Origin of the sequence: Acinetobacter towneri DSM 14962 = CIP 107472, assembly GCF_000368785.1 — a bacterium.
In the GTDB taxonomy this organism is placed as follows: Bacteria; Pseudomonadota; Gammaproteobacteria; order Pseudomonadales; family Moraxellaceae; genus Acinetobacter; species Acinetobacter towneri.
Genome location: NZ_KB849683.1, coordinates 29,751 through 53,648, shown reverse-complemented (window position 1 = coordinate 53,648; position 23,898 = coordinate 29,751). Strand labels below are relative to the sequence as shown.

Genomic DNA, 23,898 nt, shown 5'->3' with positions numbered 1-23,898 from the left:
AGACTAGCAAATGTAACCAAACCAGAAAATGTAACAAGGTCGGTGCGTTCATCTCAGCTTTATCTCTGTGGGATGAGCGCCCCAAATTAGCCAAAGTTAGGTATGTGAATCAAGTCTCCGAAATTTTCAGACCCGATAACCAAGAACGTAGCGATGCTGGTTTTAATGGTTTTTTCAGCAAGACGATGTTGAGTTCTTTTAAGCGTTGCGGTAGTTCTGGATCAGAGTCAGCAGTAATTAACGCCACAGGTACATCGGCTTGACGATGTTCCAGAATAAAATCTAAACCGATTTTATCGTCATTTAAGTGCTGATCGACCAACCAAACTTGAATGTGCTCACGTTGAATCAACTCAATTGCTTGTTCAGGTTCGGTGGCTTTAAATACGTGATAGCCCCATTTACTCAGCAGGGTCGCCATGCCTTCCAAAATGGTTTCATCATTATCTAAACACAAAATTTTATAGGCTTTGGTTTTCAACGGCACCACTTGCACAGGTGCAGCCACTACTTTTGGAGCTTCGACAATCGGTACTTCAATCATAAAGCACGAGCCTTTGCCCAATTCCGAATAGACATGCACAGGGTAGTTCAGCAAACTGGTCATACGCTGCACAATCGCTAACCCAAGACCTAGACCTTGCTCACCCCAAGGCGACGTATGTCCGCAACGCTCAAATTCCTGAAACAGTTTAATACGTTGTTCTTCGGCAATACCTGGACCTGTATCCCACACCCCAATTCTAATATGTTGTGGATGTTCTGCAGAACGTAACACGCCCACGACCACACGCCCTTTGGCGGTATAGCGCAGCGCATTGCTGACAAAGTTTTGAATAATACGACGAATCCATTGTGGGTCGGTATCAATCCAGAACTGTACGTCATGCACACGGAATTCAATGCCACGTTGTGCCGCAATGGATTTAAATTGCAGGCTTAAATCGCTGAGTAAGTCATGCAGTGGATAAGCCTGACGTTTCGGCTGAATCGTACCGCCTTCCAAACGGGCAATATCCAACAAGGCCGAGAGCATACTTTCTGCACCATGCAGGGCACGATCCAGTTGTTGCAGGGTTTTACGGTCTTCATCGGACTGAATACTTTGCTCTAAAGCCGTACTGAATAAGCGCGCTGCATGCATTGGCTGTAATAAGTCATGACTGGCAGCGGCAATAAAGCGGCTTTTGGACATATTGGCTTTGTCGGCTTGTTCACGTGCCAATTGCTGTTCTGCCAAAGCATCGGCCAATTGTTGTGTGCGATCTTGTACCCGTGCTTCAAGTACGGCTTCGTTTTCACGGAAAGCGGTAATATCGGCAAAGGTGGTCACGAAACCACCGCCTTCAATTGGATTACCACGCATTTGAATTACACGACCATCTTTACGGATGCGTTCAAACTCGTGTGCACTGCCCATTTTCATCCAGTGAATACGTTTACGCACGTGTTCTTCAATTGAGCCCGGACCACATTCACCACGTTCTGCGTTATAGCGAATCAAATCGGCAATTGGGCACCCGACATAGACAATATCTTTAGGATAATCAAATAGTTTGAGATATTGATTATTCCATGCTACCAAACACATATTTTCATCTACCACACTCACGCCTTGGGTCATGTGGTCAATCATGGTCATGATTAGGTTTTGGTTAAAGCGTTGCCATTGTGAGGCTTGGTCAAGAATATTCGCAACTTGCCCTAAAGCGAGTCCGTTATTGACCATGGCAGTGGTGAGCAAAGTACGCGCAGATGCTGCACCAATGGTGCCTGCCAAATATTGTTCGGTAAAACGCCACCACATGCCGTTGGCATTGGCATTTTCATTCAGCACCACATTATTTTGCTGACTAAACTGCTCAAAGGCTTGTCGGGTTGGAGATTCGCCTGTAATGCGTTTTGCCAGTGTGATTAAATCGCCTACTTTTAAACGCGCTACATCCTGATGTGAATAGCTGACCTCGTTGCTCATGTTCTGAGTTGGCAAAGGCTTGGTTTCATAATAAAAGAAACTTTCGGCCTGAATCTGTTCTGCCACACTTGGGCGGAAAATACGTGACACCCAAACATATAACAAAATATTTAAACCGAGCGCCCAAACCACCCCATGTGTGAGCGGGGCAAAAGATTCAAAGCCAAGCAAGGCTTCAGGGCGTAACCAGTTGATGCCTAAAGGTCCCAGCAATAAAAATTCACGGGTAAACTCGCTGAACTGACTTGGCAGGCTGCGTAAAATAGTCGGAAGTAGCAGGGTATAGGCCCACATCGCAAATCCAACAATTAAGCCTGCATAAACGCCCTGTTTACTGCCACCACGCCAATATAACCCCCCAATCAGGGCAGGGGAGAACTGTGCCACTGCACTAAAGGCCAACAAGCCAAACACAGAAAGTTGATCAATATCGTTAAAGAAGTTGAAGAACAGGAAGCCGAGCAGCATCACCGCTAAAATACAAATGCGTCGGGTGAATTTCAGTACCAAAGGCAAGCGCTTGTCATGGCGTGAGAAAATGCCCATACGCCACAAGGCAGGCATGATCAGGTCATTACTCAGCATGATCGACAGTGCTACTGAAGATACCAATAGCATGCCTGTTGAGGCGGAGAATCCTCCCAAGAACGCCAACAGCGTCAACCAGTCTTGGTTATAACTGAGTGGCAAAGACAAAACCGCTACATCTGGGATGGCTAAATATTGCGGAGCTGCGTGCAAGGCCCAACTGGCAATTGGAACAATCGCGATGGTGGTTAAAATCAGATAAACGGCAAACCAGCGACGCGCACCCCGAATATGTTTTTCATCGCGCAGTTCGACCACAGCAACGTGAAACTGACGCGGCAAACAAATAATCGCTAATGCCGCCAATAAGGTTTGCACCCAAAAGGTTTCAGGCACACCAAACAGCTGTACTTCATGGAAGGTAATTGAAACATCATTGGCAATTTGATGAATATTGTCAGGCGCTTCAAATACAAAGAAGAAGGCCACAGCCAGCAAGGCAAATAGTTTGACAAAGGACTCAAAGGCAACCGCAAGCATTAAGCCGCCGTGTTGTTCGGTATTGGCAATTTGTCGAGTACCAAACAGCATCGCCAAAATAGCCAATAAACCTGTCAGGAATAACACCGCATTGGTGGTACTTTCAACATTGGTGCTTTGATCCAAAATCACTGCGGCACTCAGCGCAATTGCGCGTAATTGCAAAGCCAAATAGGGAATAATTGCAATCACCGCCAAAATTGTGACCAGTGATGCCAATGGCCCGCTTTTACCGTAACGTGCAGCAACAAAGTCAGCAATCGATGAAATGGCGTGGTGTTGTCGCACTCGACCTAAACGTCGCCAAATATCATAACCAACAGCGACAAACAGCAATGGCCCTAAATAAATGGGTAAAAAAATGATCCCTTCACGAACGGCTGCGCCCGTTGCACCATAAAAAGTCCATGATGAACAGTACACCCCTAAAGTTAAGCTGAACATGAGCATGCGCCCACGCGTGCTTAAACGACTGGCGTGTTTTTCCCCATAGAAAGCACAGATAAAAAGTAATGCGATATAGAGGGCTAAAACCCCCATAATGAGCCAGCTGTTCATGATGCCTTAAAAGTATCAACAATAGGGCTATGATAGCCTATTCCATTGCCTTTGCGCTGAGGTTGATCATTTTTTTAGCGACCAAAGTCTAAATTGCAAATCGGCTCCAACATTGTTAATTTTAAGTTCGAAATAATTCGAATTAAAAATTTGCGCCTAAGGCAGGGCGCTTGAAGGAGCAGGTTATGGATGAGGTACAAGTAGAACGCATTCTACAAAACCCAAAATTCAAAGAAATGGTTCGCAGAAAAAGTAACCTAAGCTGGACATTAACAGCAATCATGTTGTTTGTGTACGTAGGTTTTATGCTTTTAGTGGGCTATAACAAAGAATTCTTATTGAGTTCAATTTCAGGTGGTGTGACGACTTGGGGTATTCCACTGGGTCTGGGCATTATCGTTTTATCTTTCATTTTATGTGCAGTTTACTCATCAATTGCGAATGGCAAACTTGACCAGTTGAATGAAGATGCGATGCGTGAAGTTGAAGCAATTACACATGAGAAAGGACCGCACTAAGATGAAATGGAATTCATTGAAAGCACTGGCTGCGTCTACTGTATTAATGTCAGGTATGGCATTTGCAGGACCAGATTTAGGTGCAGCAGAACAGCAGCCGACCAACTGGCCAGCAATTATTATGTTCTTAATTTTCGTTGGCGCAACTTTGTTCATTACTAAATGGGCAGCGAAGCAAACTACGAGCACTAAGGACTTCTATACCGCAGGCGGTGGTATTTCTGGTTTCCAAAATGGTCTAGCGATTGCAGGTGACTATATGTCAGCAGCATCGTTCCTCGGTATTTCCGCAATGGTGTTTATGTCAGGCTTTGATGGCTTGCTATATTCGCTGGGCTTCATGGTGGGCTGGCCAATTGTATTGTTCTTGATCGCTGAACGTTTACGTAACTTAGGGAAATATAACCTTTCTGACGTGGTATCGTTCCGTCTAGCTGAAAAGCCAGTACGTACCCTTGCAGCATTCAGTTCACTTGTTGTAGTTGCGTTCTATCTGATTGCACAGATGGTAGGTGCGGGTCAGTTAATCAAACTACTCTTTGGTTTGAACTATAATATTGCTGTAGTAATCGTGGGTCTACTCATGATGGCTTACGTAATGTTCGGTGGTATGTTGGCAACAACTTGGGTACAGATCATCAAAGCGGTGATGTTACTTTCAGGTGCAACTTTCATGGCCTTCATGGTAATGAAAGGTGTGGGCTTCAGCTTCACTAACATGTTCGAGCAATCAATCCAAGTATTCTCTAAAGTACATGACTTGAGCTTGGCAGATGCTGCAAACATTATGGGTCCTGGTAAGCTAGCTTCTAACCCAATTGATGCAATCTCACTTGGTCTTGCATTAATGTTCGGTACTGCAGGTTTACCACACATCTTGATGCGTTTCTTTACTGTAAAAGATGCAAAAGAAGCGCGTAAATCAGTTGTAGTTGCTACAGGTTTCATTGGTTACTTCTACCTATTAACGTTCATCATTGGTTTTGGTGCGATCCTTTATGTATCCAACAACCCACAATTCCTTGATGTTGCGAAAATGGCAGTGACTGGCAAGTTAGAACTTGTTGGTGGTAACAACATGGCTGCGGTGCACTTGTCTGATGCAGTTGGCGGTGACTTGTTCATGGGCTTCATTTCAGCGGTAGCATTCGCAACAATTCTTGCGGTTGTAGCTGGTTTGACATTGTCTGGTGCTTCAGCAATCTCTCACGACTTGTACGCTAACGTATTCAAGAAAGGTCAAACGACTCCTGAATCTGAACTTCGCATGTCTAAAATTGCAACTTTAGGCTTAGCAATCTTCGCAATGATCTTGGGTATTCTTTTCGAGAAACAAAACGTTGCGTTCATGGTAGGTTTAGCATTCTCTGTAGCAGCATGTGCAAACTTCCCAGTACTTGTATTGTCTATGTTCTGGAGAGGCTTAACGACTCGCGGTGCAGTGATTGGTGGTGTAGCAGGCTTAGCTTCAGCAGTAACCTTAATTATATTGTCTAAAGCAGTTTGGGTAGATACGCTTCAAATTTCTGACACACCAATCAACCCATTTAACGGTCCTGCGATCTTTGCAATGCCACTTTCATTCTTCTGCTGCTGGTTGTTCTCTATCACTGACAACTCTGCGCAAGCACAAGCTGAACGTAAAGCATTCGATGCACAGTTCGTACGCTCACAAACTGGTATTGGTATCTCTGGTGCATCTGACCACTAAGGTCTGAAACACCTCAAAAAAGTCCCAGCAATGGGACTTTTTTTATGGCTAAAAATTCATGGATGATCTATCTAGTATCTGCGGGAGGCTATTTCATCTAAAGCATAGAGAGAGGTTTTATATATGCAATTTTGATACAGAGTCCATGCATGCAGTGATCTGGCAGCATGTTATGTTAGAAATCAAAACAATAAAAAGGCAGCCGAGGCGTATGCAAGCACTACAAAATGTATGGAAAGGTTTTCGGATATTACCTTCGGCATGGCTGTTGTTCTTGCAATTTGTGATTTTGCTGCTCTCACTCTTTGCGCATCACCATATGCCCTATAAAGTCATTACGTGGATGGTGGGTGTATTGGTGTTGTTGCTCATTGCTAAAGTGATTCGACAAACGCCAATGTTGAGTATTTTGGGGCTCAGTTTTGTTTATGCGGCTTTGTTCTTTTCATTCTTTATTTTACTAGGTGTGCGGCATCCTCTTATTTTGGTGATGAGTCATGCTTGTGAAGCTGCAGCCTATTTTAGCGCAGCGTATGGCTTATTGCGCTATATGTTCCATGACCGTTATTTAACCAAAGATGAGCTGTTTGCCGCTGCCGCAGTGTTTACTTTAATTGCTTGGGGTTTTGCTTTTTTATACAGCATTTGCCAGATTCTGATTCCAAATAGTTTTCAGAACCCGAATGTTACAGGTTTACAAAGCTGGTTGGATTTACTGTTTTTAAGTTTTAGTTTGCAATCTGCGACAGGTTTATCTGATCTTATACCGATCAGTCCCGAAGCACGGTTGATTGCCATGTTGCAAATGTTCTGTGGCGTGATGTATTTGGCATTGATCGTGTCACGTTTAATCGCATTGCAATACATTCGCCACTTACCGCATAATCACCACGATGATTCAGCTGAGTAAAACAGCGTGTAAATTTTTCATGACATATTTCAGGCATAAAAAAGACGCTCAGATGAGCGTCTTTTTTAACTTCAGTATCTAATGTGAAATTAGAAACGGAATTTAGCGTTTACACCAACAGTTTGAGTGTCAACAGCTTCGCCTACAGCATTCGCATTTACATAGCTAGCACCTACAGCAACTGCAGGAGTGATGAAGTAGTTTACGTTCGCGCCCCAAGCAGAATCGACAACAGAGTCAGCACTTGTTTCTACATAAGAAGCACCTACGCTAAGCGCTGGTGTTAAGTAAAGATCTGTTTTTAAGTTGTACATAGTATCTTCACCATATACAAGACCTGCTTCAAAACCAACAGCCATATTGGTGCCGTCAATTGCGCCTACATATTTTGTACGTGCGGTGATTGCATCTTGGTCATAGTTTGGGTCTACACCGATTGTAGTTGACTCAAGCGCTGCTTTAGCAACACCATTAGAAAGGATGTTGAAAGCATCATAAGAAGTTTGGTCTGCAACGCTTGTATAACCTACAGCAACTAAGAAGTTAGGCGCTACTACTGCACCAAGTTCTAAGGCATAACGGTCGCCATTGTCATTATCTTGACCGCCTTTACCATCTGTGATGGTGTGGCTATATGCTGCACTTGCATAAACAGGAACCAATTGAGTTGGAATATACGCTTCAGCTTTAGCACCATAAACATGAGATACGAAATCTGCTTCGTCAGCATCTACATCGTATTCACCATAGTTGTATGCTAAAGAGAAGTTAGACGCTTGGTTTAAGAACGCAGCTTCAGCCAATGGACCTTTAGTCGCATCAACATTTTTGAAGTAGTAAGTACCTTGAAGGGCACCAGAAAAGTCCTGATCGTTTACTGTATTGTCGATGTATTCAGATTGACCTTGAACTTCGAATTGGTACGCTTGAGCACTGGTCATGGCTAATAATAATGCAGTGGCTAAACCGAGTTTTTTCATGATAGTTACCAGTTTTGTTAAAAATGGATGAAACATTGATCATTTTAGTGTAACAAATTATTAAGTCAATGAACTAAAAGGACTTTATTTAAGAATTAAGTCCAATTGACTTTGGTGTTTAAAAAATATTCAAATAAAATTTTTGCTGTCAACCTAAAAACTGTATGGATAACAAGTCAATATGTTCGTTTTTGCAACAAAAGTAGAAATAATAAGCAAATCATTAATTGGATTAATCGATAAATTTAATTGAAATTATCTATAATAATAATTCTTGGAATGTGAAGAATAACGGAAAAATTCACCTGTTTTAGGGTGAAATCATGATATTTGGGTAAAAAACAAGCAATAAAGAAGGCTTGTTTAGACTGAATTTGAGTGGAATAGTCGGCATAACGTGAATTTAATCACATTAATTTTGACTATTTGTATAAAAATAAATCAGACTGGTTGACTAGGCTTTACATAAACTGTGATTTATTTCATAATTCCACCATGAAGTCCTACTACTTAAGTCGGGTTTGTAAATTATGTGACTTATCTCATAATTTAACCATCAAATCCTAAGCTTGGTTCATCCAGTAGTGCGATCTGATTCTCCATAATTGTTTGCTTTTTATCTGCCCAACTTTCCCCAAGGTTGGGTTTTTTTTGCATGTGAAAACGCAAATGGTTTTGCGAAAATTGCACTGATATGGTGCAGTTTGAGGGTGTGATATGATCAAAACCCATAAAAAAATCCCAGTTTTCTTTCAAAAACTGGGATTTTTCGCCAAAATTTGCGGGTAAATTTAGTTTACTGCTGAGGAAAAACTAAACTCGCCCTAATGAGGTGCATTATGCACCCAAATGTTGCATCTGTAAAATATTTTCTGCATGCTGAAACATTATTTTTTGTATTTGTTGTTTTAAGCAAATGGGTCATGGGTATGCGCTTAGAAGTTTTCTTGAATAAGATGCTCTAGTTAGACAGGTTTAAAATATCAGATCCAATTTAGCTGTTATGATTTGGTGATAAAAACTAAATAATTCAAAATATAAGTGAATTAATTATCTTTTTTGTAAGTAATTTAAAGATTGCTCATGTAATATAGTCGCCGATTAAGTGATCAAGTCCACGATTTTGCACAGTTATAATGACGTAGGTGAAACTTAGCATGATGATGAAATTGCGCACAGAGCATATCAGTCAGCGACTGTTGATCTCGATGATCATTATTATCGTGTCATTGCTTTTTATTTGCGTTCCTCTGATGGTGAATAGTTATCAGAGTTATCAAAAAACAAAACGTGCTTTAATTGAAATTTCTGTATTAGGCAAAGTGGCTGAACTGACCAATAGTATTTCGCGTGAACGAGCACCTGCAAACAAAGTCATGTCGAGTTCAGCAGCTGAATTTCAGCAAAATTTACAAGAATTGAAAGCGTACCGTGCTGGCGTGGATCAACAAGTAGAACAGACCATCAATATTTTAAGAAAAGAAGGTTTTATTATCCATGCGCATCATTTATCGCATCAATTAAAGACCGCTTTAGAACAAGGGCGTCAGGCGGTCGATGAATATGCAGCAACTCCACAGCATTTGCGTAGCTCTCAACAGATGGATCATGCGATTCAAAAAATGTTTGCGGCATGGGACAGTTCTCAGCATGTGCTGAAACACGTCATGCTCGATTCAGTGGCAAAAGACTCATCGGTATCGACCTATTATAGTGTGATTTTTGTTCTTTCAGATTTGCGTGATCAAGCGGGAAGGGTGGCATCCAATATTATTGCCGCGGTAACGTTTGCTGAAAAAATTCCTGAAACCAATTTGGCGAGCTCTTTGCAAACCCAACGCCAAGCTTATTATTTGTGGGATTTAATCCATACCATTTTGCCTGAAGCACATAAAATTCCTGAATATAATATTTTGCATGATCAATTAAAAAAGGAGTTTCTGGATGAGGGAATTCCTATCGTCAATCAATTGATTCAGCAAAGTATTGATGGGCAACCCTATTCATTGACAGGCACTGAACTCACCCAAAAATTGGTGGATAAATTCAACACTGTGGTCAGTTTGCAGTCATTTATATTAGCGCACAGTTTGCAGGTTGCGCACAAAGATTATCATCAAGCTCAGCGTATTTTCATTTTAACCCTAGTAGCGTCAATTATTTCGTTATTGGCTGCTATTTTCACCATGGTCTATGCGCGCTCAAAGGTCTTTATTCCTTTAATTCAGGCACGCAGCCAAATTTTACGCTTGGCAGCTTATGATGATGAAGCTCAAGGGACGCAAAATCCAGACAAGGTAACGCTCTTAGAGGCCATTCAAAAATTAAAACAACGCCTAGAGCAGCGTGATATTTTAGAATTTCAGCTGCGTAATATTGCCAATACCGATGCCTTAACTGGTGTTTCCAACCGTTTGGCGCTTGAGGAATACATCAAATATTTAGAACATCGACCTGAAAAATTGAGCAAAACTGGTCTGATTATTATGGATGTGGATAAATTCAAACACATTAACGATACCTTCGGGCATGTGGTAGGTGACCAAGCTTTAAAATGTATTGCCGATACTCTCAAAGCGCATGTCCGTGCCTCAGACTTGGTGGTGCGTTATGGTGGCGATGAGTTTTTGGTTTTGATTGAGCAAATAGAATTTACTGAGGCGCTGTATTTGGCAGATAAATTGCGCTGCCATATTGTGAATCAAGAAATTTTTATTCCAGAACTGAATGATTATATTCAAGTGTCGGTCAGTGCTGGCGTGGCGGTGGGTGCTGCGTCATGGAGCAGATTGTTGGAAAAAGCCGATAAACACTTATTTAGAGCCAAAGCACGTGGGCGCAATGCCGTTGCTGGTGACTAAGTCACAGTAATTGATCCACGAGCATTTCCGAAGTGATAAAAAGCCTAGAGTGAAAGATTCAGCACAAGTTTGTGCTGAATCTGTATTTAAACTTGAATGGGCTTAAAAACTGAAATAATCTATTTTAGCCTTTTAACATCGGTTTTAAGAATTTTGCGGTATGTGAAATTTTAGATTTTGCGACAGTTTCAGGTGTGCCTTCGGCAATGATTTGTCCACCGCCTGCACCACCTTCAGGGCCTAAATCGACAATCCAGTCTGCAGTTTTAATCACATCTAGGTTGTGTTCAATCACCACAATGGTATTACCCTTGTTGCGTAGCTCATGCAGGATGTCGAGCAATTTGGCAATGTCATGGAAGTGCAAACCAGTGGTCGGTTCATCCAGTACATACAGGGTTTTGCCTGTATCTCGTTTGGCCAGTTCACGCGCCAGTTTTACGCGCTGTGCTTCACCGCCAGATAAAGTTGTAGCTGATTGACCAAGGCGGATATAACCCAAGCCAACCTGATTTAACGTTTCCAACCGACGATGAATCACAGGAATGGCATCAAAGAAATGCATGGCATCTTCAACGGTCATTTCCAAAACATCAGAAATATTGCGACCTTTATAACTGACTTCCAAAGTTTCGCGGTTATAGCGTTTACCATGACAGGCATCGCAAGGCACGTACATATCTGGCAAGAAGTGCATGGCAACTTTAATCATGCCATCACCCTCACAAGCTTCGCAGCGTCCACCTTTAACGTTAAAGGAGAAGCGTCCTGCTGCATAGCCACGTGCTTTAGCTTCAGGGGTTTGCGCAAACAGCTCACGAATTGGAGTGAACAAGCCTGTATAGGTCGCGGGGTTCGAGCGTGGCGTTCGCCCAATCGGGCTTTGGTCAATATCCACCACTTTATCTAAATATTGCAAACCATCAATCGAGTCGAATTTTTCTGCGGTTAATGTAGTTGCGCCATTTAATTGTGTTGCAGCCAAAGGCAACAAAGTACGGTTAATTAGGGTGGATTTTCCTGAACCCGACACGCCTGTGACACAAGTCATTACCCCTAAAGGCAAAGTGAGATCCACTTTTTTCAGGTTATGTCCTGCTGCGCCCATTAGCTTAATTTGTTGTTCGGGATGTGGCGGTTGGGTGCGCGTTTTCGGCACTTCAATTTTTAATTTGCCCGATAAATACTGCCCTGTTAGGGAGTCTGCATGTTCGGCCAGTTCTGCATAGGTGCCTTCGGCAATAATATGTCCACCATGCACACCTGCACCTGGGCCAATATCAATAATATGGTCGGCAGCGCGAATCGCATCTTCATCGTGTTCTACCACCAACACCGTGTTACCCAAGTCACGTAAACGAATCAGGGTTTCCAACAGGCGATCATTGTCACGCTGGTGCAAGCCAATTGAAGGTTCATCTAGCACATACATCACGCCCATAAGCCCCGCACCAATTTGAGATGCCAAGCGGATACGTTGTGCTTCACCGCCTGAAAGAGTTTCGGCGGAGCGTGACAGACTTAAATAATTCAAACCCACCGACACTAAAAAGTGCAGACGTTCACGAATTTCTTTAAAGATTTTATCTGCGACTTCACCTTTAGCCCCTTCAAGATTTAAGCCTTGATAGTAGTCTTCGGCATCGCCAATCGACATTTGGGTAATTTGAGCAATGGTTTTGTCTTTCACGCGGACATTACGAGAGATTTCATTTAAACGTGAACCACCGCAGGCATCACAGGCAGCATTAGATAAATACTGCGCCAAATCATCACGTACATAATTACTTTCGGTTTCACGGTAACGACGTTCTAAATGCGGTAACACGCCTTCAAACGCAATCACACGTTTATGGTGGCGTCCACGTTCATCAGTATAGCTCAGGTCAATTTTGTCTTTACCTGTGCCATACAGGAATTTCTTTTGTGTCACGCTGTCCAGCTGATTCCATGCCGTATCGAGTGAGAGTTCATAATGTGCCGCGACTTTTTCCAGCATGCTGTAATAATACGGACGCTGTCTGTCCCAGCCGCGAATTGCGCCCTGACTAATCGACAGTTCAGGGTTTGGAATCAATTTTTCCGCACTGAAATGGCTACGTGTCCCCAAACCATCACAAGTTGGACAAGCGCCAAAAGGGTTGTTAAATGAGAACAGGCGCGGTTCAAGTTCTGCCACGGCACGGTCACATTGCGGGCAAGAGTGCTTGGCCGAAAAAATACGATCAGGTTGTTCCGCATTCATCCACGATAAAATGGCTAAATCGCCACCTAAACGCAGTGCAGTTTCAAAGCTTTCGGCAATACGGTTGCCCAAATCATCTCGGACTTTAAAACGGTCTACCACCACTTCAATGGTATGTTTTTTCTTTTTATCGAGTTCTGGTGGTGGGTCAATGTCCATGACTTCGCCATCAACTCGGGCGCGTACAAAACCCTGACTTTGTAGCTGTTCAAACAGATGCACATATTCGCCTTTACGCTCACGAATCACAGGCGCGAGTAGCATTAAGGCAGTGCCTTCTTCCAGTGCTTTTACAGCATCGACCATTTCTGAAACAGTTTGCGCCACCATTGGTAAATCATGTTCAGGACAGTAAGGTGTGCCGACACGTGCATACAGTAAACGCAAATAGTCGTAAATTTCGGTAATGGTACCCACGGTTGAACGCGGGTTATGGCTGGTCGATTTCTGTTCAATGGCAATTGCGGGACTTAGACCTTCAATCGAGTCGACTTCAGGTTTTTCCATTTGCGATAAAAACTGGCGTGCGTATGCAGAAAGCGATTCGACATAACGACGCTGTCCTTCGGCATAAAGGGTATCAAACGCCAGTGAAGATTTTCCTGAACCAGATAAACCCGTAATTACCACAAATTTATCGCGTGGAATATCAAGGTTCACGTTTTTTAGGTTATGGGTACGTGCACCTCGAATACGGATATGACTTTGGCTCATAAAAACTTCTCGATTTTTTGCAAATGAAAAACCTATATATGATAGCGCATGAAAATTGTTCAAGTGTTATTTTTCATGCTTTATCGGTCATGGCTTGTCGCACTGTATGGAGTGATCCCCATACGGTGCGTGAGGGCGGCCGTTAAGCTTGATCTAAACCCGGCCACTGACGTTGATGATAGGCGCTATCCCAGAATAACCATTCCAGTTCTGCAGCTTTGGTGTAGGCGTGGTGCATTTTTTCAAGGGTATCGGCATCACAGCGCGCAGCAACACGGTCTATGGTTTGAATCACATTATTGACTGCGGTGTGGAATTCCTCGCCCGAATAGGTATCGACCCATGCCTGATACGGATTATTCGGTGCAGAATTATTGACGATATCTTTACCAACTTCGGCATAAATCCAGAAACATGGCAGTAGTGATGCCAATACCACAGGATAGCTTTCTGACCATGCGGTTGCGACTAAATAAGAAGTGTAGTGATGACAGGCAAGGGTCAGCGGAGTACTTTCAAATTCCTGTTTGGAAATATCAAACTCCTGCATAAAGCTGTCATGTAAGGTACGTTCCACCACAATTGCGATTTTGGCGGCATCTGCGAACTGAATAATATCATCTGCATCAAAAGCTTTAGCCGCACAGACTGCCAGTGCACGCCCGTAGGCAATTAAGTAATGTGAATCTTGAATCACATAATGTGCAAAAGCAGCTTTACTTAAGGTGCCTTGTGCCAACTCCTGATTAAATGGTAAAGCGAGCGTCTTGTGATAAAGGGCAAGGTTACGTTGCCAAGCGTCTTGAGAAAAGCGCATCCTAAATTCCTAATATGTCGTTGCATTTCACTATAGCAGTTTGGGAATGAAAAACACGGTTTTCACGGTATCTGATCGGGAAACCAAAAATCATACGAAGAATTTTGCCGAAGTTGAGGAAAAAGCGTCATAATTGCAGCATAAAATTTTACATTCTCAGTTTTTGTCCGATTTAAAATTCGGGCAATTCAATTTTCAGAATTTTTGTATCTGTTAAAGCTTAATCAAAACTGTACTTTGCGTTGATGGTACAGATTCGGCAGATGAAAAGTTCAGATCAAAATATAGTGATAGGTCGTTTCTCATGATGAAACATTTTGGTTTCTCAATCGTATTTTCGATTGTGTGTCTTGCGCTATCTGCATACTGGGGCTATACCCATGGCCCAGAAGCAGGTGTGCAAACCATGCTTACCGCACTAACCATTACCGCAATTTTGGCGATTATGGAAGTGTCGTTGTCGTTTGATAACGCGGTGGTGAATGCGTCAGTGCTGCGCGGTTGGGATCATTTCTGGAAAATGCTGTTTTTAACCGTGGGGATTATCATTGCAGTTTTTGGTATGCGTTTAATTTTCCCTGTGGTCATTGTGGCGGTCACTGCCGATATGGGCATGATGGAAGTGGTGCAACTGGCATTGAATGATCCGAAGCAATATTCGGCTAAACTGATGGCACATCACCCTGAAATTGCTGCTTTTGGTGGCGCATTCTTGTTGATGGTTTTCCTAAACTTTTTCTTGGATGATGAAAAAGACACGCACTGGTTTAGATGGTTTGAGCGTCGTTTGAGCAATCTGGCAAGCGTGCCTGCCATGTCGGTATTTTTGGCCTTAGTGACTTTGTTAATCATGGCGGCCAATGTGGTGGAAGATAAGCGCCTTGTGGTGACGATGGCGGGTATTTGGGGCATCGTGATTTATATTGGCGTACAAGTGCTGAGTCACATGTTGGGCGGTGAACCAGAGGTCGATGAACAGGGCAATGCTGTGCGTCATGACGAAAATGGCGTACCGACAGGCGTGGTGAAAGCGGGTATTGGGGGCTTTTTATATCTGGAAGTGCTAGATGCCTCGTTCAGTTTTGATGGTGTCATTGGTGCATTTGCAATCACCTCTGATGTGGTGATCATCATGTTAGGCTTGGCGATTGGTGCAATTTTCGTGCGTTCGATGACGATTTATTTAGTCGAAAAAGGCACGTTGGATGCCTATATTTACCTTGAACACGGTGCGCACTATGCGATTGGTGCGTTGGCCTTTATTATGATTGCCAGCGGTACAGGCTTGCATGTGCCAGAAGTGGTGACAGGTTTAATTGGTGTTGCCTTTATTGTTTGGGCGGTGATTGCATCTATTCAATTTAAAAAACGTCAGGCAAAAGCGGGTTAATGCTATGGTGATGCCCGTTGCTGTATTGCCGCGAAATCACAGAGCAATACGGTGATGAAGACTGTATAAAATATAAATTTGGGTGCACAACGTTGCGCCCTTTTTTATTGAAAAAGTAGGGTCTGTTGAATAAACATCGGGAAAAATCAGCATCCTTAAGCTGAATGTTGTAGGATATCTGCAAATTCAAAATTATTTAGTTTTAGTCGATTGATATGATGAATGCCTTAGAACGCCGCTCGACCTTTGCTTTAAGCAGTATTTTTGCATTGCGCATGTTGGGTCTGTTCATGATTATTCCTGTATTTTCAGTAGCAGGGCAGTCATATCAATACTCAACTCCTGCACTGATTGGTCTTGCCGTTGGTGTTTATGGACTCACCCAAGCCATTTTACAAATTCCGTTTAGCTTAATTGCAGACCGTTATAGCCGTAAGCCATTGGTGGTTTTTGGCTTATTACTGTTTGCTTTGGGTGGTGCAATTGCAGCCATGTCTGACACCATTTATGGCGTGATTATTGGTCGTGCCATTGCAGGTGGTGGCGCAGTATCTGCCGTGGTGATGGCATTACTGGCCGATGTGACCCGCGAAGAAAACCGCATGAAAGCCATGGCGGTGATGGGGATGAGTATCGGTATGTCCTTTGTGGTGGCCTTTAGTTTAGGGCCATGGCTTACGGGCTGGGTTGGTATTTCAGGGTTATTTTGGGTCACCACAGTGATGGGACTAGCAGCGATTCTCATGTTGTTATTGGTGCCTAAAGTCACGCGTCATCATCGTAATTTTCAGCAAGGCTATATCACTCAGTTAAAGCAAGTCCTGAAAATGGGCGATTTAAACCGTCTGCATGTATCGGTATTTACCCTACATTTATTGCTGACTGCCATGTTTATTTATGTGCCTTCGCAATTAATCCAATTTGCCGATATTCCTTTGCAGCATCACGGCTGGGTATATTTGCCATTGTTGTTGGTCAGTCTGTTCGTGGCATTTCCAAGTATTGTTTTGGCAGAAAAATATCGCAAAATGCGTGGCATTTTCCTGACCGCCATTGCAGGTATTATTTTAGGTCTGTTGGTGCTGATTTTTGGGTTTGAATCGAAGTACATCCTTTTATTGGGTTTGGGCTTATTCTTTATTGCTTTTAACGTTATGGAAGCTTTATTACCTTCGTGGTTGTCAAAGGCTGCGCCAATTCAATCTAAAGCCACCGCGATGGGTGTGAATGCGAGCAGTCAGTTTTTGGGAGCATTTTTTGGTGGGATGATTGGTGGGCAGTTGTTGATGCTCAACCACACCGCAATGGGTTGGAGTATTTTGACTGCGATTGCTATAATTTGGTTGCTTGTTAGTTTTGGATTGGCGCAGCCGCGCTATCTTTCATCTTTGGTATTGCGCTTGCCTGAGAATCGAGAAACAGATGAATGGACTTCTCAGTTATTGGCAATTCGTGGTATTGAAGAGGTCGTGGTGATGTCTGACCAACAAGTGGCGTATGTAAAGGTTGATAAACAGCATATTGATGATGCTGCGCGACAACAATTAACGCACTTGTTTGGGAAAGAGGTAGCCATTTAAGCATAACTCTTATAAAGTAAATAATAGAAACAAATAGGAAGAAAACATCTAATGCGTGGTGTAAATAAAGTCATCTTAGTGGGTACTTTAGGTCGTGATCCTGAAACAAAAACTTTCCCAAATGGGGGTTCTCTCACTCAATTTTCTATCGCAACCAGTGATGTCTGGACAGACAAAAACACAGGTGAGCGTAAAGAGCAAACAGAGTGGCATCGCATTGTTTTACATAACCGTTTAGGCGAGATTGCACAGCAATATTTACGCAAAGGTTCTAAGGTATATATTGAAGGTTCATTGCGTACACGTCAGTGGACCGATCAAAACGGTCAAGAGCGTTACACTACTGAAATTCGTGGTGATCAAATGCAAATGCTCGATTCTTCGAACCGTGGACAATCTGACCAGCAAGATGGTGGGTTTGCACAACCACGTTTTAACAATAACCAAGCTCCAGCCACAGGTTATGCGAATCAAAATCAAGGCGGTTTTAACCAAAATCAGGGTGGCGGCTATGCCAACAATAACCCGAGTGGTTTTGCACCGAAGCCACAAGCTGCGCCTGCAACTGCACCAGCAGATTTAGATGATGACTTGCCATTTTAGACTAACCATTTGATTAAAATGGAAATTATCATCCAAACCCTTTGTTTCGACAAAGGGTTTTTTTATGCAGATATTCAGCAAATATCTATTTTCTCGATTAAATTTCAAACTATGATAGGATTGTTAATTTGTAAATCCGATTATTTTTATAAAAAAACACTGTTTTACCGATTCATTGGTTTTTCGTATTCTAACTACACAAGATAAGCAATCCCTGAAATGAAATGAGGAATTATCCATGAGTTTAATCAATACCCAAGTCAAGGCATTTAACGCAACCGCTTACCACAATGGTCAATTTATTGACGTATCTGAGCAAGACTTTATTGGTAAATGGTCAGTGGTGTTTTTCTACCCTGCAGATTTCACCTTTGTTTGCCCAACTGAACTTGCCGATTTAGCCGATCAATATGCTGAATTCCAAAAAATGGGTGTGGAAATTTACTCAGTATCTACAGACACACACTTTACCCATAAAGCATGGCATGACACCTCAGAAGAAATTAAAAAGATTCAGTATCCAATGATTGGCGACCCAACTTGGACATTGTCTAAAAACTTTGAAGTGCTGATTGAAGCAGAAGGTTTGGCAGATCGTGGTACTTTCGTGATTGACCCTGAAGGTAAAATCCAAATTGTAGAAATCAATGCAGGCGGTATTGGTCGTGACGCGCAAGAGTTGTTGCGTAAAGTAAAAGCAGCGCAATATGTGCATGCACACCCTAGCGAAGTTTGCCCTGCCAAGTGGAAAGAAGGCGATGCAACCCTAGCACCATCTATTGATTTGGTGGGTAAAATCTAATCGAATCATCGCACTCAATTTTAAAAATCCAGAACCTCGCTTCTGGATTTTTTATGCTCATGATTTGTTTAACCATGTATAAGTTTCAGCAAGATTATTCCATTCTTGCAATGCTGTATGCCAAATTTGCACTAGGTTGTGGTGCGATGAGCGATTAAGATCAAAACATCTATTCTCCTAGCAATAGGTGTAACACATGAAAAAAATAATCGGTTTATATCGCAACCAAAACATGCATTGGGTGGGCGATGGTTTTCCAGTCAAAAATCTATTTTCTTATGACCGTTTAGGGCAGGCGATCAGTCCATTTTTACTCTTGGATTATGCAGCGCCGTATCATTTTGATGCGACTACCGCACAACATGGTGTTGGTTCGCATCCACATCGCGGTTTTGAAACGGTGACGCTTGCCTATCGGGGCGAAGTGACGCATAAAGATTCGGCAGGTGGTGGTGGCACCATCAAAACAGGCGATGTGCAGTGGATGACAGCAGGTGCGGGTGTGGTGCATGAGGAATTTCACTCCAAAGACTATGCAGCACAAGGCGGATTGTTTGAAATGGTGCAGCTTTGGTTGAATTTGCCTGCCGCAGACAAAATGACATCGCCACGTTATCAAGCCATTGAATCTCAAAATATTCCGAAAATTGAGTTTGAAAATCAGGCGGGGCATTTACGCATTATTGCAGGTCAGTACGCAGAGCAATCTGGGCCTGCCAGCACCTTTAGCCCTGTCAATGTTTGGGATGGACAATTGAAAGCTGCAAAGACCCAAGCGCTGCATGTGCCGGTAGATCACAATACTTTATTGGTGGTGTTGGCAGGTGAAGTGCGGGTCAATGGCAGTCAACTTGTGCAAGATCACTCAGTGGTGTTATTTGCTCAAGATGGCGAAGCGTTAATTCAGCTTGAAGCACTGCAAGATACGCAATTTTTAGTGCTGACAGGCAAGCCATTAAATGAACCTATTCAAGGCTATGGTCCATTTGTCATGAATACCAAGCAGGAAATCATTCAAGCTTTTGAAGATTTTAATCAAGGCAAGTTTGGTGAAATTCCGATTCAACATCAAGCGGGTTAAGCTTTAAAAAATCTTAGCCAAGAAAAAAGCCTCATGTCGATGTCTCGACCGAGGCTTTTGTTGTTCTGGCGCTGTCAAATTTCTAGTTTTAGCGGATTGATCATATTCCTTATGATAATTATATGTGATGTAGTTATCATTTTTGTGCTTGGTATCATAGCGTTTAGAGATTTATTTGTAAAACGAAAATTATAAAATTGGTGAATTTATCTACATGGTTTAGAACACTATTTATAGTATTAAAGAAATAATATGAATAAATTCTAAGGCTTATTTAAGCACTTTCTGATTGTTAAAAAATGTAATCATATTGCCAATGTACTTTGTGTTGTTTCTCTGTGAAAAGTACACAATCTGGTAGTTTTTAATAGCTCATTTTCCTTAGGCATGGTTCATAATTTCATAAAGTATGTAAAAAGATGGATGATCGGTTTGGATATCGCAGTGATCGGTAGTGGTATGGCTGGACTGGCTACCGCAAGAATTCTTAAAGATGCAGGGCATAACATTACAATTTTTGAGGCGCTGCCTGGTCGTGGAATGGACAGTCATAGCATCGAATTTGAGGATGGTTTAATTGATGCGCCGTTACGGGTCATGAACCCACATTTGTGGAAAAACACCCTCAGCTTGGCCACACATTTAGGCATTAAAACTTATCCTGTGCGTACTTATATGGCGTGCAGTTGGTTATTTGAAGATCGTACCGAAACTTGGCTGACCACAAGCCGTACCCGTATTGGTAATTTCCCAATCATTAACAACCGTAAAGGCATACAACAATACGGCTGGCGTTTGGTAAAAGGCATGTTGCAGTTAAAAACAGCCATCGCTAAATTTTTCAAATCTAAAAACCAAGACATTACCCTTGCGGAATTTATCAACCGTAACGAAATTGAAGAAGTGTTTTGGCATGGTGCAGTGATGCCAGTGCTTTACACCATTTGTACTTGTGACCCTAAAACCATTGGTGAATGGCCAGCAAAACCATTGTTGGTATTTTTACGCCAATTGACTGATGGTGATGCATTATTGCGTTTACAAGGTGGCACGCCTGCATTGGTTGATAAGTTGATTGAAGGTATTAATATTCAAAGTGGTGCAGCGATTACTCGTGTTCATCAACAAGAAGATGGTGTAATTGTTGAAAATTCTGAGGGTCAGTCGCAAACATTTGACCGTGTGGTGATTGCAACGCCAACCACTAAAGTCCAAGACTTCTTGGACAATCAACAATTTGCAGAAGATATTGAATTGCTTAAACAGTTCAAATTCGAGCAGGGTGATTTGGTGATTCACACTGATCAAACGGTGATGCCGCCAAAACGTAAAGATTGGTCTGTTTTAAGTTATATGATGGATCGTAAATTTACTCGTCAGCAATTTACGGTATGGCTTAACTCGATCGAACCAACTTTGGTCGGTAAATCGCCAGTGTTCCAAACATGGCGTCCAGTTACACCAATTGATCCGAAAAAGATCATTTCAACGGTAACTTTAACCCGCGCTGTGGTGGATTCAAAGACAGTGGCATTAAACAAAGAGTTGCAGCAGCGCCATCACCAAGACAATCGTAAAGTGTTCTTCTGCGGTTCATGGTCGTGCGATGGTTTACCAATTTTAGAATCTGCAGTGACTTCCGCTATGCATATTGCAGAAATTTTTGGTGCACCATTACCGTTTATTGATTTAAAACCACAAGTTGAGGTTGCGCCGCAATTAGGTTATTAAGTTTAGGGTCTGTTGATATTTCATAAATGGTTTGTGCTGTAGGCTAAAACTGAGCAGATCAGGCATGAAACGCAGGGAATAGCGAGACTATTGCCAAGTTTCATAACGCAATCTGAGAAAGTTTTAGCCACAGCCTTTCAGGACAAGCATATTTTTTGCTGCTATTGCGTTATGAGTCAGTCATTTAGAATGACTAAATTTCCTGCCTCATGCCTTATATCAGCTAAAAAATATGCGTTGTCGCAAACATAGATGAATTATCAACAGCCCCTCTTTTTTGAATTAGACTGAGTCAGTATGAAATGGCAACAGGCGATACGACAGCATTTTCCAAAACATAAATATGCCATTCAAGCGGCATATTTGGGAGATACTTCCGCACTGCCGTGGAGCAATTTAGGTTATTGGTCAGATGCAGTGGGATCTGATTATCCCGCTGCATGTCAAAATTTAGCAGCGCATTTGGCCGCAGCAGTGCATTTAAATTCAAAAGATGTTGTACTGGATTTAGGCTGTGGGCAAGGTGCCAGTCTTAAATATTGGTTGGAACACTATCAAATACAACGACTTGAAGCTGTTGAGCTACAAGATCATCATGTGCAGTCGATTCGACAACATTTAAATTCAAATATTAAAATTCACGCTGCTTCATTTTTAAATTTAAAAGCACTTTTTCCACAACCACGTTTTGATGTGGTGTTCTGTATTGATGCGGCATATCACAGTCATTTGAATTCATTTTTAAGTCAGGTCAATGCAGTTTTGAATTCAAACGGACGTTTGGGCTTTCATTATTTAATTTGGGCAGAACAAGCGCCACCACATGCATTCAAACAGCTGCAATATCGTGCCTTATTAAAATCTGCCGATGTCAATTTTAAAGATCTAATGTCCGAAAGTCAGCTTCGAGCGGTCTTGGCACAGTTTGAATTTAAACAGATTCAGGTGGAAGATTTGTCGGCACAGGTTTTGGCGGGTTTTGCTGATTATGTGTATCAGCATCTCAAGCATCAAATTCAAACGCGAGATGCAGACTGGTTTAAAATTGCCATGACCGCACGTTTATGTGCCAAGCTCTATGCAGATGGCTGGATTAAATATGTGCAGGTGAGTGCGGAAAAAGCTTAATCTATTGTAATGAGCTGTTAGATGATGGGATTTTTCGGTGTTTAGTTGTCCATGCTTAGCTTTAAATCCTACCCACCACATGAAACTGCTTCGGTAAAATTTTTGCGCCACACGTCAATTGATCTCCGACATAAGCCACGGCTTTATCATCAAAAAGAATATGATCGTGACTTTTTATAATCGTGGACCAACGTTGGCACTGAGGGCAGAAATGTCCATCACCCGCCACTAAAAATAAATTTCCCATTTGAGAAACACGCATTTGGTTGGCAAGGATGATTCCACCATGATTGGTCATGGAATGATGCGTTGCAAAGCTTTGAGCCATGAGGTCTTCCTTAAACTGGAAAATTTTAGAGAAGCATTGTTTTAATACTCAATTTTCTAAGACTTATAATTTTAAATTTTTATTTTAATTCACAAAAATATTTTTAAATGTCAGTCTATATGGATGAAACATCAACAAAATAGACCATCAATATAAAAATACGATCTGAAATATGTGTACAGCATTCTAAATCATAAAATACATTTAACAAGTGAAAAGTCACAATCTTGTATTGCAATTGAAGTTTTGCAGATACATCGAAGCCCTAAATAAATTGGAGATTCGAGCAGCATGAGGAAGATAAAAATATACGTTTATAGAAACAAAAAACCTCATAAATTAAAAACTTATGAGGTTTAATATGGTGCCGGCACACGGATTCGAACTGTGGACCTACTGATTACAAGTCAGTTGCTCTACCAACTGAGCTATGCCGGCGTTGTGTAGAGAATTTTACAGAATTTTTACGTGTGCGCAAGCCAAAAAGTAACCGTTTAATGCAGGGCATAGAGTTTTTGAAGATTTTGTACACAGTATTTTGGCGCGTTACAAACGAGGAAATCACATAGAAGGTTTTGTATGAAATGAGCCCAGCGGGTGGGCTCATTGAAGAAAATAACTTGAAATGAAGTGTGAAAAGCGATTATTTATTTCTTAAGATGCGATCTAAATCCTGTGCACATTCTTCTAAGGTAAAGGCCATATCAAGTTGCATTTGTGGTTTGAGTTCATTTGCGAGCGTTCTCCATTGTTCAATTAGGCGAATGGCTTTTTGAATCTTATGTTTGTTGATGTCTTTGGCGATGGTAGGCGTATATCCTCCACGTTTAGCATTTTTAATTTGTTTGACATAATTTTGGCTGTTATTCATGTTCGCTCCCGAATAGCAGTTATATAT

General features: G+C 42.1%; 17 protein-coding genes, 1 tRNA gene and 1 pseudogene. 11 read left to right on the top strand and 8 right to left on the bottom strand.

Translation table 11 applies throughout. The features are described from left to right. Positions 1 to 109: 109 nt before the first annotated feature. Positions 110 to 3,601 (bottom strand): PAS domain-containing hybrid sensor histidine kinase/response regulator, encoded by a 3,492-nt coding sequence (locus F947_RS00840; protein ID WP_004970213.1) that lies wholly within the window; start codon positions 3,599 to 3,601, stop codon positions 110 to 112. A 185-nt stretch (positions 3,602 to 3,786) separates the two neighbouring features. Here F947_RS00840 and F947_RS00835 point away from each other — a divergent pair, with 185 nt between their 5' ends. The 3 genes from F947_RS00835 to F947_RS00825 all read left to right on the top strand — a co-directional run bounded on the left by F947_RS00835 (position 3,787) and on the right by F947_RS00825 (position 6,740). Then, positions 3,787 to 4,119 (top strand): DUF485 domain-containing protein, encoded by a 333-nt coding sequence (locus F947_RS00835; RefSeq protein WP_004970211.1) that lies wholly within the window; start codon positions 3,787 to 3,789, stop codon positions 4,117 to 4,119. A 1-nt stretch (position 4,120) separates the two neighbouring features. Continuing rightward, positions 4,121 to 5,830 (top strand): cation acetate symporter, encoded by a 1,710-nt coding sequence (locus tag F947_RS00830; protein ID WP_004970210.1) that lies wholly within the window; start codon positions 4,121 to 4,123, stop codon positions 5,828 to 5,830. Positions 5,831 to 6,041: 211 nt separating this feature from the next. Next, positions 6,042 to 6,740: an ion channel gene (locus F947_RS00825; RefSeq protein WP_004970209.1), complete on the top strand. Its 699-nt coding sequence runs from the start codon at positions 6,042 to 6,044 to the stop codon at positions 6,738 to 6,740. Between the two features lie 89 nt (positions 6,741 to 6,829). Here F947_RS00825 and omp33-36 read toward each other — a convergent pair whose 3' ends face one another. Together omp33-36 and F947_RS00815 are read right to left on the bottom strand one after the other, a co-directional pair. Further along, positions 6,830 to 7,756 (bottom strand): porin Omp33-36, encoded by a 927-nt coding sequence (gene omp33-36 / locus F947_RS00820; RefSeq protein WP_004970208.1) that lies wholly within the window; start codon positions 7,754 to 7,756, stop codon positions 6,830 to 6,832. Positions 7,757 to 8,269: 513 nt separating this feature from the next. Beyond that, positions 8,270 to 8,452, bottom strand: a complete 183-nt coding sequence (locus tag F947_RS00815; protein WP_004970207.1) for a hypothetical protein — start codon at positions 8,450 to 8,452, stop codon at positions 8,270 to 8,272. Positions 8,453 to 8,880: 428 nt separating this feature from the next. Here F947_RS00815 and F947_RS00810 point away from each other — a divergent pair, with 428 nt between their 5' ends. After that, entirely contained in the window at positions 8,881 to 10,581 is a 1,701-nt protein-coding gene (locus F947_RS00810; RefSeq protein ID WP_026438407.1) for a GGDEF domain-containing protein, read from the top strand. 124 nt (positions 10,582 to 10,705) lie between these two features. Here F947_RS00810 and uvrA read toward each other — a convergent pair whose 3' ends face one another. Next, on the bottom strand, positions 10,706 to 13,540 hold the full coding sequence (uvrA, locus tag F947_RS00805) for an excinuclease ABC subunit UvrA (RefSeq protein ID WP_004970200.1): 2,835 nt from the start codon (positions 13,538 to 13,540) through the stop codon (positions 10,706 to 10,708). A gap of 142 nt (positions 13,541 to 13,682) precedes the next feature. Next, positions 13,683 to 14,357 (bottom strand): thiaminase II, encoded by a 675-nt coding sequence (tenA, locus tag F947_RS00800; RefSeq protein ID WP_004970198.1) that lies wholly within the window; start codon positions 14,355 to 14,357, stop codon positions 13,683 to 13,685. Positions 14,358 to 14,661: 304 nt separating this feature from the next. Here tenA and F947_RS00795 point away from each other — a divergent pair, with 304 nt between their 5' ends. From F947_RS00795 to F947_RS00765, 7 genes are all read left to right on the top strand, one after another. After that, positions 14,662 to 15,747, top strand: coding sequence for a DUF475 domain-containing protein (locus F947_RS00795; RefSeq protein ID WP_004970195.1), 1,086 nt, complete (start codon positions 14,662 to 14,664; stop codon positions 15,745 to 15,747). A 215-nt stretch (positions 15,748 to 15,962) separates the two neighbouring features. Beyond that, on the top strand, positions 15,963 to 17,327 hold the full coding sequence (locus tag F947_RS00790) for an MFS transporter (protein ID WP_004970193.1): 1,365 nt from the start codon (positions 15,963 to 15,965) through the stop codon (positions 17,325 to 17,327). A gap of 51 nt (positions 17,328 to 17,378) precedes the next feature. Then, the gene (gene ssb, locus F947_RS00785) at positions 17,379 to 17,930 is read left to right on the top strand and encodes a single-stranded DNA-binding protein (protein ID WP_004970192.1); all 552 of its coding nucleotides are present in this window, start codon (positions 17,379 to 17,381) and stop codon (positions 17,928 to 17,930) included. Positions 17,931 to 18,168: 238 nt separating this feature from the next. After that, positions 18,169 to 18,732 (top strand): alkyl hydroperoxide reductase subunit C, encoded by a 564-nt coding sequence (ahpC, locus tag F947_RS00780; protein ID WP_004970191.1) that lies wholly within the window; start codon positions 18,169 to 18,171, stop codon positions 18,730 to 18,732. Positions 18,733 to 18,928: 196 nt separating this feature from the next. Then, positions 18,929 to 19,813, top strand: a complete 885-nt coding sequence (locus tag F947_RS00775) for a pirin family protein (RefSeq protein ID WP_004970186.1) — start codon at positions 18,929 to 18,931, stop codon at positions 19,811 to 19,813. Positions 19,814 to 20,236: 423 nt separating this feature from the next. Then, positions 20,237 to 21,544 carry an FAD-dependent oxidoreductase gene (locus F947_RS00770; protein ID WP_004970183.1) on the top strand — a complete coding sequence of 436 codons (1,308 nt, stop codon included), beginning with the start codon at positions 20,237 to 20,239 and terminating at the stop codon, positions 21,542 to 21,544. Positions 21,545 to 21,841: 297 nt separating this feature from the next. After that, positions 21,842 to 22,672: an SAM-dependent methyltransferase gene (locus F947_RS00765; protein WP_004970181.1), complete on the top strand. Its 831-nt coding sequence runs from the start codon at positions 21,842 to 21,844 to the stop codon at positions 22,670 to 22,672. A 70-nt stretch (positions 22,673 to 22,742) separates the two neighbouring features. Here F947_RS00765 and F947_RS00760 read toward each other — a convergent pair. The 3 genes and pseudogenes from F947_RS00760 to F947_RS00750 all read right to left on the bottom strand — a co-directional run. Beyond that, positions 22,743 to 23,000, bottom strand: a pseudogene (locus tag F947_RS00760) (PAAR domain-containing protein); the annotation flags it as partial. Positions 23,001 to 23,362: 362 nt separating this feature from the next. Beyond that, positions 23,363 to 23,438, bottom strand: a tRNA-Thr gene (locus F947_RS00755). A gap of 205 nt (positions 23,439 to 23,643) precedes the next feature. Continuing rightward, the gene (locus F947_RS00750) at positions 23,644 to 23,871 is read right to left on the bottom strand and encodes a hypothetical protein (protein WP_004970172.1); all 228 of its coding nucleotides are present in this window, start codon (positions 23,869 to 23,871) and stop codon (positions 23,644 to 23,646) included. Positions 23,872 to 23,898 lie beyond the last annotated feature (27 nt).

Excerpts from the sequence above, each read along its gene's own strand:
- ssb (WP_004970192.1), top strand. The coding sequence starts at position 17,379 with ATGCGTGGTGTAAATAAAGTCATCTTAGTGGGTACTTTAGGTCGTGAT.
- F947_RS00775 (WP_004970186.1), top strand. The coding sequence starts at position 18,929 with ATGAAAAAAATAATCGGTTTATATCGCAACCAAAACATGCATTGGGTG.
- F947_RS00825 (WP_004970209.1), top strand. The coding sequence starts at position 6,042 with ATGCAAGCACTACAAAATGTATGGAAAGGTTTTCGGATATTACCTTCG.
- F947_RS00790 (WP_004970193.1), top strand. The coding sequence starts at position 15,963 with ATGATGAATGCCTTAGAACGCCGCTCGACCTTTGCTTTAAGCAGTATT.
- F947_RS00765 (WP_004970181.1), top strand. The coding sequence starts at position 21,842 with ATGAAATGGCAACAGGCGATACGACAGCATTTTCCAAAACATAAATAT.
- omp33-36 (WP_004970208.1), bottom strand. The coding sequence starts at position 7,756 with ATGTTTCATCCATTTTTAACAAAACTGGTAACTATCATGAAAAAACTC.
- F947_RS00815 (WP_004970207.1), bottom strand. The coding sequence starts at position 8,452 with ATGGGTTTTGATCATATCACACCCTCAAACTGCACCATATCAGTGCAA.
- F947_RS00750 (WP_004970172.1), bottom strand. The coding sequence starts at position 23,871 with ATGAATAACAGCCAAAATTATGTCAAACAAATTAAAAATGCTAAACGT.
- tenA (WP_004970198.1), bottom strand. The coding sequence starts at position 14,357 with ATGCGCTTTTCTCAAGACGCTTGGCAACGTAACCTTGCCCTTTATCAC.
- F947_RS00810 (WP_026438407.1), top strand. The coding sequence starts at position 8,881 with ATGATGAAATTGCGCACAGAGCATATCAGTCAGCGACTGTTGATCTCG.
- F947_RS00840 (WP_004970213.1), bottom strand. The coding sequence starts at position 3,601 with ATGAACAGCTGGCTCATTATGGGGGTTTTAGCCCTCTATATCGCATTA.
- uvrA (WP_004970200.1), bottom strand. The coding sequence starts at position 13,540 with ATGAGCCAAAGTCATATCCGTATTCGAGGTGCACGTACCCATAACCTA.
- ahpC (WP_004970191.1), top strand. The coding sequence starts at position 18,169 with ATGAGTTTAATCAATACCCAAGTCAAGGCATTTAACGCAACCGCTTAC.
- F947_RS00770 (WP_004970183.1), top strand. The coding sequence starts at position 20,237 with ATGATCGGTTTGGATATCGCAGTGATCGGTAGTGGTATGGCTGGACTG.
- F947_RS00795 (WP_004970195.1), top strand. The coding sequence starts at position 14,662 with ATGATGAAACATTTTGGTTTCTCAATCGTATTTTCGATTGTGTGTCTT.
- F947_RS00830 (WP_004970210.1), top strand. The coding sequence starts at position 4,121 with ATGAAATGGAATTCATTGAAAGCACTGGCTGCGTCTACTGTATTAATG.
- F947_RS00835 (WP_004970211.1), top strand. The coding sequence starts at position 3,787 with ATGGATGAGGTACAAGTAGAACGCATTCTACAAAACCCAAAATTCAAA.